This is a genomic window from Paracoccus salsus, assembly GCF_021556615.1.
Classification (GTDB): domain Bacteria; phylum Pseudomonadota; class Alphaproteobacteria; order Rhodobacterales; family Rhodobacteraceae; genus Paracoccus; species Paracoccus salsus.
Map to the genome: position 1 here is coordinate 26,449 of NZ_JAKGGD010000003.1, position 11,935 is coordinate 38,383.

The following is an 11,935-nucleotide window of genomic DNA, read 5'->3' on the forward strand; positions in this document are numbered from 1 at the left end:
TTATCCCCCCATGCCGTCATGCCGGTCCGCATGCGAGGTGCGGCGCGGCATTTGCGGCGGCTTGCGCAGGTAACGAACTCCGCGCGCAAAAAGTTTCGCGGCCTGCAAGTGTATCAATCCAATCACTTTCTGCGATTGAAGCGGATGGCGCAAGGCCGCGCGGCGCAGCGAAGCCCGTGTCAACGCTCGCGCCTTTCCGGTCATCGCCGTCCCAAGCCGCCTGCTGCCATCCTCGGCGACCCAGTCGATCCAGGCGCCGAACCGCCCCGGCCCCACGTCAAAGCGAAACAGATAGCGCCCCGAACGCGGCAGAAACGGCGAGACATGGAACAGTTTATCGGCCTCCAGCCGGTCGCTGGCGGTGATCGCGGCCCGGTCTGGCCGGTGGCACAGATACAGATGCCGCTCGCCGAAGGTGTTCGACACCTCGGCCAGCACCGCGCGCAGATCGCCCGACACGTCGCGGCACAGCCAGAAGCTGACCGGATTGAAGCCGAAGCCCACGCTGCGCGGCAGCGTCACCAGCGTGACCTCGCTTGCCTCGCCCAGGCCGACGGGCTTGAGCAATCCGGCGATGAAGTCGCGCAGCGACCGACCGTCACGATGGCCGTAATCACTGCGACGCAAGGACCACAGCGCGGCGCGATCCACGGGCAACACGGCGTCGCCCCGGTCGATCGCGTCCAGCGGCAGCGCGACATAGGTCGCGCGATAGCGGAAATCACGGTTCTTGTCGCCGCGGCGCCCATGCCAGATGCGCGCGTCGATCAGCGCGCCGTCCCACAGATCGGTCATGCGGCAACAGCCTCGTCGGCCCAGGGGTCCTGACCCAGCGGCCATTCGATTCCCATCGTCTGCGCCACCCGCAAGGCCGACAGCACCCCGTCCTCGTGAAACCCGTGTCGTGTCCAGGCCCCGGCATAATACACGCCTCCGCGGCCCTGGATCGAGGGAAGGCGCGACTGGGCACGGATCGAGGCCTCGTCGAACACCGGATGATCCATCATCGCCTGGTCATGGATGTCGTGCGGCTCGATCTCTGGATTGAGGGTCACGATCAGCGGCTGCGGCGTCGTCAGGTTCTGCAGGCGGTTCATCCAGTAGGACAGGCTGATCGGCGCGGCGGGATCCGGCCGGCGCCGATGGGTGATATAGTTCCACGCCGCCCAGGCTGCCTGTCGGCGCGGCATCAGCCTTGTGTCGGAATGCAGCACCATCCGGTTCGGCTGGGTGCGGAACCGCGACAGGATCGCGCGTTCCTCGGCGTCGGGGTGATCCAGCATATGCAGGGCCTGCGGTGCATGGGTCGCGATCACGACCCGATCGAAGCGCTCGGGCCCGTGCGGGCTGACGACCGTGACGCCCGCCGGATCGCGAATCACCTTGAAGACCGGCGCCGCCACCCGCAGATCCCCCCGCAGCCGCGACAGGATCGCCTGCACATAGGCCCGCGATCCGCCGGTGATGGTTTCCCACCGGGGTTGGCCATTGACCGAGAGCAGTCCGTGATTGTCGAAGAACCGAACGAAGCTGGCGGCCGGGAAATCCAGCATCTCGCCCGGCGGAGTCGACCAGATCGCGCCCGAGATCGGCAACAGGAACAGATCACGGAAATCGGCGCCCAGGCGCATCTCGTCCAGCATCTGGCCCAGGCTGTGCCCGGAGGCGGAATATTCGGTCGCCCGGCGAAAGAACCGCAGGATGTCGCGCAGCATCAGCAGATGGCGCGGGTCCATCGCCCGGCGGCGTTGCGCGAACAGGGCCGCGGTGTTGCCGGTGCCGTATTCGTAGCGGCCGGTACCGAAACTGGCCGAAAAGCTCATGTCCGAGGCTTCGGTCGCAACGCCCAGATGTTCCAGCAGCGGCATGAACAACGGATAGGTGCGGCGGTTGCAGACGATGAAGCCGGTATCCACCGCCGTATCGAAGGCCTGCACGGTTCGCGCATGGCCGCCGGGACGCGGCTCGGCCTCGAACAGGGTCACGTGATGATGCGGGTCCAGCAGCCACGCGGCCGCCAGGCCAGCGATGCCGCTGCCGATGACGGCGACGCGGCTGGACGGGGATGCGGGCCTGATCGGACGATGACTGGCGTGAACGGACACGGCTTATACTCCTTCTACCGTGACCATGCACGGGGCGGGCGGGCAAAATGGTGCAGCGGAATCGTCGGCTCCTCTCGAATCTGCCGCGCCTTGGCGGATCAGACCGTTGATCGCGGTTCTGCTGCGCGTTCAACGAGCAACCTGCGGTCCGGCATTGCACGCCGGGGCCGGGTTGGGCAAGCTGTGATGGTTGAAAAGCAGATTGGTGGCCAGCCCATGGCGGGACAAGACGACGCATGAACCTCAAGACATTCGCGCGGCTGGTCGGCATGTCGCAAACCACCGTCAGCCGGGCGATGAACGGCCATCCCGAAGTCAGCGCCCGCACCCGCGACCGGCTGATCGAGGCTGCAAGGCTGCACGGCTACGCGCCGAACGCCCATGCGCGCTCCCTGGCGATCGGACATGCTGCAACGCTTGGCTGCGTGATCCCCCTGTCGGGCAGAAACGAGATCGTCAATCCGATCTACACGGATTTCCTGGCGGGCCTGGGTGAGGAATGCGCGCAGCGCCGCTTCGAGATCAACCTGACGGTCGTGGCCGACGCCGAGCAGGACGACGCCTATCGCGCACTGAAATCCAAGGGCCTGATCGGCGGCGTGGTGGTGCAGTTTCCGCGCCGCGACGATTCCCGCCCGACGCTTTTGAACCAGATCGGCCTGCCCTTCGTCGTCCACGGCCGGGTCACCGGTCATCAGGGCCCGTATTCCTGGGTCGACGTGAACAACCGGCACGCCTTTCACCGGGCGACCTGTTTTCTTCTGCAACTGGGTCATCGCCGGATCGCCCTTCTGAACGGCGATCAGCAACTGGATTTCGCCGCCCGCCGTCGCGACGGCTATCTGAACGCGCTCGCCGAGGCCGGCATCACGCCCCAGCCGGCTCTGATGCTCAGCGACGAGATGACCACCGCCTATGGCTATGCGGGAACGCTGCGGCTGCTGGAACAGGACAATCCGCCGACCGCAATCCTCTGCGCCTCTACCATGATCGCGCAGGGGGTCAATCAGGCGCTGGATGAACGCGGGCTGCGGCTTGGGGCAGACATGTCGGTGATCACCTTCGACGATGACCTGTCCTATTCACGCAACCCCGCTGCGGTGCCGGTCTTCACCGCGATGCGCTCACCGGTGCGGCAGGCTGGCAGGCGCATCGCCGCGATGCTGATTTCCAAGATCGAGAACGCCGACGACAGCGCCATGCACGAGCTGATGGAGGCCGAGCTTGTCGTCGGCCGCTCGACCGCGCCCCCGCGGGACAAGCCCTAAAAGGCGGAGCAAAGGACCTGGGCACGGGCCAGGTCGCCGGGCGTGTTGACGTTGAAGAAGGGATCGACCGGCGCGCCGGGCCAGATGGCGAAGCCTGGGTCATGGAGCCGCGCGAAATCGCGGACACGCCGATGACCCGTCCTCAGCGCGAGGCGCAGATCCTCGCGAAGAGAGGTCGGCCAGCGGCCGAATGTCGGGTGTTGGGTCACATGCCCACCATCGTCCCGCGTGGCGGCAAGCGCCAGGCCAGAGGGTCCGGCATGGGCAGTCAGCTTTCGGGCAAGATCGGCGGGAAAGAACGGCGTGTCGGCCGCGACACTGATGACGGCGGGGGCACCCAACCCGGCGGCCCAGTCCAGGCCGGCCAGGATCCCGGCCAGCGGTCCGGGCTGATCCGGCAGGCTGTCGGAATAGACCGAGAGCCCGAACTGCGCGAAGCGAGCGACATCGCCGTTGGCGCTGAGCGCCAGCGGCGCGCATTGTCTTTCGAGCCGCGCGATGACGCGTTCCAGCAGCACCCGCCCGCCAACCGGCAGAAGCCCCTTGTCGCCGCCGCCCATACGGGACGCGCGGCCGCCGGCAAGGATGATGGCGGGCAGCTCGGTCATGATCGGGACTGTCGCGCGGCGCTGTCCGCGATGCAAGGCACCGGCCCGCCCGGGCGCCCGCGCCGCGGAGCCGGGTCGCACAACCGGCCGCCTCCATTCTTGCCATACGGGGTCGAATTCTCTAGCGGAGGCCTTGATCCCGAACGGTTCGCGGGCCGCCCGAATGACGGCAATCACATCAGGAGATCATCTCATGCAGGACCCGACCGGAAGCTCGCCATGGTTGTTGTCTCGTTCCCTCGCGGACCGGGCCTGCGCGACGATGCTGTTGCCGCCGCCGGCCCGGCAGATTACGCCATGGGAGATGTCTGCACGGCGATCTGCGATTGCCGCGCCGAACCCACGTCATGAGGCCTTGGCATGATGCAAGCAGATAGCGCCGCACCGCCTTGCGTGGCCCGCAACCCCGATCCTGCCAGCGGAGATGACGCGTGACCCAGCCGGCACCCAGCATCGCCGACCTGCCGCTGATCGGTCTGATCGCCGGTGGCGGCTGGACCATGTGGGCGATCGCCGCGCTGTCGGTGGCGACGCTGGCGGTGGTCCTGTGGAAGATCTGGACGCTGTCGCGGCTGGGCGTGTGGGGGGGCAGCCATTCGCGCCGCGCGCTGGCATTGTGGGCCGAGGGGCGCAGGTCCGAGGCGCTGGCCGAGGTCAAGGGCCGCCCCTCGGCGCGTGCGCGCGTCGCTCAGGCCGCGATCGGCACCTCACTGGACCCGGCCATCGACGCCCAGTCCGCGCGCGAGGAAACCGGACGGATCGCGCGGCAGACGCTGTACCGCGCCCGCGAAGGTCTGCGCGCGCTGGAGCTGATCGCGACCATCGCACCGCTTCTGGGTCTTCTGGGCACCGTGCTGGGGATGATATCGGCATTCCAGGTGCTGCAGGATTCGGGTAACCGCGCCGACCCCTCCGCCCTGGCCGGCGGCATCTGGGAGGCGCTGCTGACCACCGCTGCGGGCATGGCGGTGGCGATTCCGGCGGGAATCGCGCTGAGCTGGTTCGAATCGATTGCCGACAGGCTTCAGGCCGATCTGGAGGATCTTGCCACGCGGATCTTCGTCAGGGCCCCGGTCACGAAGGCAGCCCGGCCCCCTCTCCCCGAGGCCGCGGAATGAGCGGCGACAGCTTCGATTTCGGTCCGAGACGCCATCCGCGCCGGATGTCGCTGACGCCGATGATCGACGTGGTCTTCCTGCTGCTGATCTTCTTCATGCTGTCCTCGCGCTTCGGCATGGACGCCACCCTGCCGATCGCGGGGGGCGCTGAAGGCGCTGGCCGCGAATGGCAGGGTGCGCCCCGGCTGATCGACATCACCCCGGATGTCCTGATGCTGAACGGCGTCGCGACCGGCGAAGACGCGCTGATCGCGGCGCTGGGGCCGCTGATGCCATCGGACGATGCCGCCGTCGTGCTGCGCCCGCGCGCGGGCGCCGACTTGCAGCGACTGGTCGACGTGATGGACCGGTTGCGCGCGGGCGGGATCGGCAACCTGATCCTGATCGAGTAGCCCATGCAGATCGACATGCCCCCCCGCAAACCGCGCGGCGAGACGATCATCCCGATGATCAATGTGGTCTTCCTGCTGCTGATCTTCTTTCTGCTGACCGCCCGGATCAGCCCCCCCGCGCCGTTCGACCTGACACCGCCCGACAGCGCATCCGACATCCCCGCGCGGGACCGCGACGTGCTGTATGTTTCGGTGCTGGGCGAACTCGCCTTCGACGATGCGCGCGGCGAGGATGTCTGGCCGCTGATCGCGGCGCGCGAGGCCGCGCAATCCCTCGAGATCCGGGCCGACGCCAGGACCGACGCGGCCCGCATCGCCGGTCTCCTGCGGCGGCTGAGCACCCTCAGCGAGGCCGGGTCGCGACTGATCGTCGGCGGGGGATGATCCATGTCGCGCCGCAGCCTGGAGATCGCCGGTTTCGTCACCATCGCCGCAGCACTGCACGTGTCGGCGGCGGCGATGATGCTGCCCTTCACGCCCGCAGCGGGCCCGCCGCTTGACGAACCGCCCGCCGCGCTGTCCGCCGGTTCGGGTGATCTTGCCGATCTGGTCGAACGGTGGGAAACCCCACCCGAGGCACAAACCGCCACCGCAATCCCCGCGCCCGCGCAGGCCGCCGAGCCGGCGCCCGCCAGGCCCGCGTCCCAGGATCCTCCGACCCTGGCCACGATGCGACCGCCAGACCCGATCGCGCAGGATCCCGGCCCGACGCGGCCGCGCGTGCCCCAGCCTCGGGCCCGGCCGCAGCCCGAATTGCCCGCATTCGCCCCGCCCCGGATCGAGCCGCAGCCTTCGCTGACGCTGGACGCCTCGGCCCGACCCGAGCGCCGGCCTGACCAGCCCGCGCCCCAATCCCGGCGCGCGGGCAGGCGTGACACGCAGGCCCCAAAGCCGCAGGCCGCGCCCCTGGCCGACCAGCCAGAGCCGGTCCGCCAGGGCAGCGGCGATGCAGGACCCTCGGCCCGACGTCCTGCCGGCGGCGGCGGGATCAGCACCGACCAGCGCGCCGGCCTGATGGCGCGTTGGCAGGCTCAGTTGTCGTCGTGTCTGCTGCGCAGCATCGCCCGGACCTCGGGCGCGTCCGGCGCGCGCGGGTCCATCGCCTTCACCATCAGCCGCAACGGCCGGGTGCAGGGCGCGCGCATCGACGGCTCGACCGGCAATCGCCGCGTGGACGGCGAGATCGCGCGCGGCGCGCGGCGCGCACGCTGCCCGGCTGCCCCCGCCGGGCTGACAGAGCCCAGCTACAGCTTCGTCCAGCCTTTCAGCATCCGATGAGCCGGCATCAGCGCATGCGCTGGCCCGCCGCGTCGAAATGGAAGGCCCGGGACTGGTCCGGCGACAGCCAGACCGTGCCATCGACAGGATGATCGTATTCGCCGAACTGGCGCACCGTCAGCATGCCGTGATCCTCGGTCTGGACATAGGTCAGGGTCTCGCCACCCAGTTTTTCCAGATGGCTGACCCGCCCCTCGATCCGGCCCGCGCGGTCCGAGACCTCGATATGCTCGGGGCGCACGCCCACGGTGGCCGACCGCAGCCCTAATGTCCCTGCCTTGAGGAAGTTCATCGCCGGAGAGCCGATGAAGCCGGCGACGAACATGTTGTCAGGATCGTTGTAAAGCGTCATCGGGTGGCCGACCTGCTCGACCCGGCCGGCATGAAGGACCACGATCTTGTCGGCCAGTGTCATCGCCTCGACCTGGTCATGGGTGACATAGATCATCGTCGCGCCCAGTTCGCGATGCAGGCGCGCGATCTCGATCCGCGTCGCCACGCGCAAGGCGGCGTCCAGGTTTGACAGCGGTTCGTCGAACAGGAACAGCTTGGGCGTGCGGACGATGGCGCGACCGATGGCCACGCGCTGGCGCTGACCGCCCGACAGTTCCGAGGGGCGCCGGTCCATCAACGGCTCCAGCGCCAGCATGCCGGCCGCCTTGTCCGCGGCGGCGATGATCTCGGCCCTGGGCTTGCCAAGCTGCTTCAGTGCCAGGCTCATGTTCTGGCGCACGGTCAGATGCGGGTAAAGCGCGTAGGACTGGAAGACCATCGCGATTTCCCGCCGCGCCGGAGCCAGTTCGTTGATGCGCTCGCCGTCGATCGCGACATCGCCCGAGGTCACGTCCTCAAGTCCGGCGATCATCCGCAGCAGCGTGGACTTGCCGCAGCCCGAGGGGCCGACAAAGACGCAGAACTCGCCGTCGTTGACGGTCAGGTCCACGCCCCTGATGACCTCGGTCTTGCCGAATGCCTTGGTGACGCTGGACAGGGTCAGGGCTCCCATCGGGGTCTCCTTCAAAGTTTGACGGCTTTGCCGCTTCGGACGCTTTCATCCGCCGCAAGGCAGACGGCCAGCGAGCGTACGGCGTCGGTCAGGTGTCGGGTCAGGTCCACATTCTCGGCAATGGCGCGCGCCATGAAGCCCTGTTCGGCATCGCAAAGCTGCTGGTGTCCCGGCTCTTGCTGCATGTTCAGGTCCTCGTCGCCCTCGCCCACCCGGTGGACGCGCAGCGTCGCGGTCCTGGTATGCGTGTCGATATCGTCCGACCGCGCCGTGTCGGGCATGCGGATCGAGACCGCGCCGTTGGGCGACACGACATCCTTCACGAAGAACGCCGTATCCGACATCATCGGCCCCCAGCCCGCCTCGTACCAGCCGCAGGACCCGTCGGCGAACAGGACCTGGAAATGGCCGTAATTGTACATGTCGGCCGCGATCTCGTCCGAAAGCCGCAGGCCCATGCCGCGCACCTCGACCGGCGCGGCATCGGTGATCTGGCACATCACATCCACATAATGCACGCCGCAATCGACAATAGGCGATGTGGTCCGCATCAATGCCCTGTGCACCGCCCAGGTCGGGCCGCTGCTTTGCTGGTTCAGATTCAGCCGGAACACATAGGGCCCGCCAAGCGCGCGCGCCTCGGCGATCAGACGCTGCCAGCCGGGGTGATGGCGCAGGATATAGCCCACCACCAGCTTGCGTCCCGTCGCCGTGGCGCAGTCGACCACCCGCCGCGCATCGGCAACCGTCGTTGCCAGCGGCTTTTCGACGAAGACATGTGCCCCGGCCTGCATCGCCGCCACCGCGAAATCCGCATGGCTGTCCGAATAGGTGGCGATGCAGACCAGGTCCGGACGCAGACGCGCCAGCGCCTCGGCATAGTCATGGCTGAGCGGATAGTCCCGCAAGGCCTCGGGCAAGCCGGGCTTGCTGCGATTGACCAGACCGACGATCCGGAAGTCCGGATTGGCGTCATAGGCAAGCGCGTGGCTGATACCCATGGTTCCCAGGCCGACAATCATGACGCGGATCATTTCACCGCCCCCGCAGTGATGCCGCGGATCAGTTGGCGCGAGAAGATCAGATACAGGACCAGCACCGGCACGATCGCCAGACCCAGCGCCGCCAGCACCGCGTTCCAGTTGGTGACGAACTGGCCGATGAAGACCTGCGACCCCAGAGTGATCGTCTTGGTGGCCTCGGACGGCGCCAGGATCAGCGGAAACCACAGGTCGTTCCAGATCGGGATCATGGTGAAGACTGCAACCGTCGCCATCGCCGGACGCACCAGCGGCAGCACCAGCCGGAAGAAGATCGTGTATTCCGACAGCCCGTCGATGCGGCCGGCGCTCTTCAGGTCGTCGGACACGCCGCGCATGAACTCGGACAGGATGAACACCGCCAGCGGCAGGCCCTGCGCCGTATAGACCAGGATCAGTGCGGTCAGTGTGTTGACCAGCCCCGACGCCACCATCAACTGCAGGATCGCCACGGTTCCCAGCCGGATCGGGATCATGATCCCCAGCGCAAGATACAGCGCCATCAGGCTGTTGCCCCGGAACCGGTATTCCGACAGCGCGAATGCCGCCATCGCGCCGAACAGCAGCACCAGGAACAGGCTGCCCACGGTGACGATCATCGAATTCTGGAAATACAGCAGGAAGTCGCCCTGCTTCAGCACGGTCTGATAGCCGACCAGATCAAACGTCTCGGCCGTCGGCAGGGCCAGCGGATCGGCAAAGATCGCGCGGCGCGACTTGAAGCTGTTGACGATGATCACGAAGACCGGAAACAGCGCGATGATCGTATAGGCGATCAGAACGGCATGCGCGGCGATGCTGCGGGCGGGAGAATGACGAGCGGTGCTCATGGTCTCGCCTCAGAACTGATAGCGGCGCAGCCGCGTCTGGATCAGGAACAGGTAGAGGCAGACCCCCACCAGGATGATCCCGAACATGGCGGTGGCGATGGTCGCCCCCATATGCGGATCGCCCAGTTGCAGTTGAAAGCCGAAGAAGGTGCGATAAAGGAACGTTCCCAGGATATCGGTTGCATAATTCGGCCCCGCCAACGCGCCCTGACTGACATAGATCAGGTCGAAGGCGTTGAAGTTTCCCACGAATGTCAGGATCGAGATGATCCCGATCGCGGGCAGGATGAGCGGCAGCTTGATCTTCCAGAACTGCGCCCAGCCGGTCACGCCGTCCAGTTCGGCCGCCTCGATCACCTCGTCGGGGATCGACAGCAGGGCCGCATAGATCAGCATCATCGGAATGCCCACGAACTGCCAGACGGAAATCAGCGCCAGCGTCGTCAGCGCGGTTCCCTCGCGTCCCAGCCATGGCGCGAACAGCGACTTCAGCCCGACCGCATCCAGCATCCCCGGCGCGATACCCCAGATCGGCGACAGGATCAGCTTCCAGACGAAGCCGACGATGACGAAGCTGAGGATCGTGGGAATGAAGATCGCGGTGCGATAGAAGGCCGCCATCCGCAGCCGGGGCGATGACAGCAGCGCCGCCAGCATCACCCCGACCGGATTCTGGACCAGCATGTGGACCGCGAAGAACCAGGCGTTGTTGGCCAGAGCATTCCAGAACGCGCCCGACCAGCGGGGATCGCCGAACAGGGTGGCGAAGTTTCGCAGCCCGACGAAGACGCGCCCGCTTTCGTCAAAGTTGAACAGCGACAGGTTCAGCGTGCCGAAAAGTGGCACGATCATGATTGCGGTATAGACCAGCACCGCTGGCGCCAGAAATACCACGACATGCCAGCGAATCGGCTTCCGCTGCGCCATGACAGCTTCCTTCCTGATTGTGAGATCCGGCCGGGGGGTCCGGGGGGCGGACAGCCCCCCGGCCACCGCCGGGTCGTCAGGCCCGGCAGGCCCGGTGGGCGATCAGTTCTGCTGCGGCTCGTACCACGAGGCCAGGCCTTCCTGCAGGCGCGCCGCCGCATCCTCGGGCGTCTCGGCGCCGGTGATGACATTGGCGCTGGCGTTCCAGGTTTCGTTTTCCAGGTTCGGCGTGCCGCGCGACAGGATCTGGTAGGTGGACCGGATCGTCGGCTCGCAGGTCTCGCGCCAGCTCACGAACTCCCGCGCCAGCGGATCCTGCATCTCGACCGCCGTCGCGTTCAGCGCGAAGAATCCCGGCAGGGCGTTCGCATACAGGCTGGCAAACTCGGGCGAGCCCACCCATTCGAGGAATTTCTTCGCCTCTTCCGGATGCGCGCTGCTGGCATTCAGCCCCAGCGCGATGTCGGTATGATCGCTGATATAGCAGGTATCGCCCTCGGCCGCGACGGGCGGTGCAAAGGCGCCCATCTCGAACGCGCCCTCGATCTGGGGTGTAAACACGCCGATTTCCCAGCTGCCCGCGGGATAGATCGCCGCGCGACCCAGCGTGAACAGGTTCTGGCTGTCGGGATAGGTCTGCGCCTCGAACCCGTCGCCCAGGTAATCCTTCCAGCGCGCCAGTTGCCGGAGCGGTTCCACCCAGCCGTCATCGGTCAGCGTCTGCGACCCCTCGATCAGCGCCTTGCGGCCCTCCTCGCCCTTCCAGTAGGTCGGGCCGATATTCTGATAGCCCATGGTCGCGGCTTCCCACTGGTCCGCGGTGCCCATCGCCATCGGAATATAGCTGGCGTCCTCCTTGATCCTGTCCAGCACCGCGTAGAACTCGTCCACCGTCCTGGGTGGCGTCAGGTCCAGCTCGTCGAAGGCGGTCTTGTTGTAGATGAAGCCATGGATGACCGAGGCCATCGGCACGCAGAAACTGGCCGAACCGTCATCGGTCTGCCATGCCGACTTCGCCACCTCCGAGAAATTCGCCATCGCGGCAAGTCCGGTCAGATCGGCCAGCTTGCCCTTGTTGAACAGCTCCAGCGAGGCATCGAAGGGCCGGCAGGTGATCAGGTCACCCGCAGAGCCGGCGTCCAGCTTGGAATTCAGGACGGCGTTGTATTCGGCCGGCGCGGTCGGGGCGAAGTTCACCTTGATGCCGGGATGGGCTTCCTCGAAGGCGGGGATGATCCTGTCCTGCCAGATCTGCAGGTCGTCATTGCGCCAGCTTTCGATGGTCAGCGTCACATCCTGGGCAGCGGCGGCGCCGCCCAGGACGGTGCTGGCCAGCAGCGCGAGGCGAAGCGTTCGTGTCATG

13 protein-coding genes are annotated in these 11,935 nt (G+C 66.9%); 5 read left to right on the forward strand and 8 right to left on the reverse strand.

Going from position 1 to position 11,935, the window contains the following annotated elements:
- Both L1965_RS06605 and L1965_RS06610 read right to left on the reverse strand, forming a co-directional pair.
- Window positions 1-795 (reverse strand): DUF1365 domain-containing protein, encoded by a 795-nt coding sequence (locus L1965_RS06605; protein ID WP_235755641.1) that lies wholly within the window; start codon window positions 793-795, stop codon window positions 1-3.
- Window positions 792-2,105, reverse strand: coding sequence for an NAD(P)/FAD-dependent oxidoreductase (locus tag L1965_RS06610; protein WP_235755642.1), 1,314 nt, complete (start codon window positions 2,103-2,105; stop codon window positions 792-794). Before L1965_RS06610 ends, L1965_RS06605 begins: the two co-directional genes overlap by 4 nt.
- Before the next feature lie 236 nt (window positions 2,106-2,341).
- Here L1965_RS06610 and L1965_RS06615 point away from each other — a divergent pair, with 236 nt between their 5' ends.
- Complete coding sequence (locus tag L1965_RS06615) at window positions 2,342-3,373, forward strand: LacI family DNA-binding transcriptional regulator (protein ID WP_235755643.1); 1,032 nt, start codon at window positions 2,342-2,344, stop codon at window positions 3,371-3,373.
- Here the strand turns inward: L1965_RS06615 and mobA are convergent.
- Entirely contained in the window at window positions 3,370-3,981 is a 612-nt protein-coding gene (gene mobA, locus L1965_RS06620; RefSeq protein ID WP_235755644.1) for a molybdenum cofactor guanylyltransferase MobA, read from the reverse strand. The two genes, L1965_RS06615 and mobA, sit on opposite strands and share 4 nt — an antisense overlap.
- A gap of 431 nt (window positions 3,982-4,412) precedes the next feature.
- Between mobA and L1965_RS06625 the strand changes: the two genes are divergently transcribed.
- The 4 genes from L1965_RS06625 to L1965_RS06640 are packed head-to-tail and all read left to right on the forward strand — an operon-like array spanning window position 4,413 to window position 6,769.
- A complete protein-coding gene (locus tag L1965_RS06625; RefSeq protein ID WP_235755645.1) occupies window positions 4,413-5,099 on the forward strand; it encodes a MotA/TolQ/ExbB proton channel family protein in 687 nt (228 codons plus the stop codon).
- On the forward strand, window positions 5,096-5,491 hold the full coding sequence (locus L1965_RS06630) for an ExbD/TolR family protein (RefSeq protein ID WP_235755646.1): 396 nt from the start codon (window positions 5,096-5,098) through the stop codon (window positions 5,489-5,491). The genes L1965_RS06625 and L1965_RS06630 overlap by 4 nt, the downstream gene beginning before the upstream one ends.
- 3 nt (window positions 5,492-5,494) lie before the next feature.
- Window positions 5,495-5,875 (forward strand): biopolymer transporter ExbD, encoded by a 381-nt coding sequence (locus tag L1965_RS06635; protein WP_235755647.1) that lies wholly within the window; start codon window positions 5,495-5,497, stop codon window positions 5,873-5,875.
- A 3-nt stretch (window positions 5,876-5,878) separates the two neighbouring features.
- Window positions 5,879-6,769 (forward strand): hypothetical protein, encoded by an 891-nt coding sequence (locus L1965_RS06640; protein ID WP_235755648.1) that lies wholly within the window; start codon window positions 5,879-5,881, stop codon window positions 6,767-6,769.
- Window positions 6,770-6,776: 7 nt separating this feature from the next.
- Here the strand turns inward: L1965_RS06640 and L1965_RS06645 are convergent, their stop codons facing one another.
- The 5 genes from L1965_RS06645 to L1965_RS06665 all read right to left on the reverse strand — a co-directional run bounded on the left by L1965_RS06645 (window position 6,777) and on the right by L1965_RS06665 (window position 11,934).
- Window positions 6,777-7,775, reverse strand: a complete 999-nt coding sequence (locus L1965_RS06645; RefSeq protein ID WP_235755649.1) for an ABC transporter ATP-binding protein — start codon at window positions 7,773-7,775, stop codon at window positions 6,777-6,779.
- An 11-nt stretch (window positions 7,776-7,786) separates the two neighbouring features.
- Entirely contained in the window at window positions 7,787-8,809 is a 1,023-nt protein-coding gene (locus tag L1965_RS06650; protein WP_235755650.1) for a Gfo/Idh/MocA family protein, read from the reverse strand.
- Window positions 8,806-9,645 carry a carbohydrate ABC transporter permease gene (locus tag L1965_RS06655; RefSeq protein WP_235755651.1) on the reverse strand — a complete coding sequence of 280 codons (840 nt, stop codon included), beginning with the start codon at window positions 9,643-9,645 and terminating at the stop codon, window positions 8,806-8,808. The genes L1965_RS06650 and L1965_RS06655 overlap by 4 nt, the downstream gene beginning before the upstream one ends.
- Window positions 9,646-9,654: 9 nt before the next feature.
- The gene (locus tag L1965_RS06660; protein ID WP_235755652.1) at window positions 9,655-10,572 is read right to left on the reverse strand and encodes a carbohydrate ABC transporter permease; all 918 of its coding nucleotides are present in this window, start codon (window positions 10,570-10,572) and stop codon (window positions 9,655-9,657) included.
- A gap of 102 nt (window positions 10,573-10,674) precedes the next feature.
- Window positions 10,675-11,934 (reverse strand): ABC transporter substrate-binding protein, encoded by a 1,260-nt coding sequence (locus L1965_RS06665; protein WP_235755653.1) that lies wholly within the window; start codon window positions 11,932-11,934, stop codon window positions 10,675-10,677.
- Between the last annotated feature and the right edge of the window lies 1 nt (window position 11,935).

Excerpts from the sequence above, each read along its gene's own strand:
- L1965_RS06665 (WP_235755653.1), bottom strand. The coding sequence starts at position 11,934 with ATGACACGAACGCTTCGCCTCGCGCTGCTGGCCAGCACCGTCCTGGGC.
- L1965_RS06635 (WP_235755647.1), top strand. The coding sequence starts at position 5,495 with ATGCAGATCGACATGCCCCCCCGCAAACCGCGCGGCGAGACGATCATC.
- L1965_RS06640 (WP_235755648.1), top strand. The coding sequence starts at position 5,879 with ATGTCGCGCCGCAGCCTGGAGATCGCCGGTTTCGTCACCATCGCCGCA.
- L1965_RS06650 (WP_235755650.1), bottom strand. The coding sequence starts at position 8,809 with ATGATCCGCGTCATGATTGTCGGCCTGGGAACCATGGGTATCAGCCAC.
- mobA (WP_235755644.1), bottom strand. The coding sequence starts at position 3,981 with ATGACCGAGCTGCCCGCCATCATCCTTGCCGGCGGCCGCGCGTCCCGT.
- L1965_RS06615 (WP_235755643.1), top strand. The coding sequence starts at position 2,342 with ATGAACCTCAAGACATTCGCGCGGCTGGTCGGCATGTCGCAAACCACC.
- L1965_RS06605 (WP_235755641.1), bottom strand. The coding sequence starts at position 795 with ATGACCGATCTGTGGGACGGCGCGCTGATCGACGCGCGCATCTGGCAT.
- L1965_RS06655 (WP_235755651.1), bottom strand. The coding sequence starts at position 9,645 with ATGAGCACCGCTCGTCATTCTCCCGCCCGCAGCATCGCCGCGCATGCC.
- L1965_RS06645 (WP_235755649.1), bottom strand. The coding sequence starts at position 7,775 with ATGGGAGCCCTGACCCTGTCCAGCGTCACCAAGGCATTCGGCAAGACC.
- L1965_RS06660 (WP_235755652.1), bottom strand. The coding sequence starts at position 10,572 with ATGGCGCAGCGGAAGCCGATTCGCTGGCATGTCGTGGTATTTCTGGCG.
- L1965_RS06630 (WP_235755646.1), top strand. The coding sequence starts at position 5,096 with ATGAGCGGCGACAGCTTCGATTTCGGTCCGAGACGCCATCCGCGCCGG.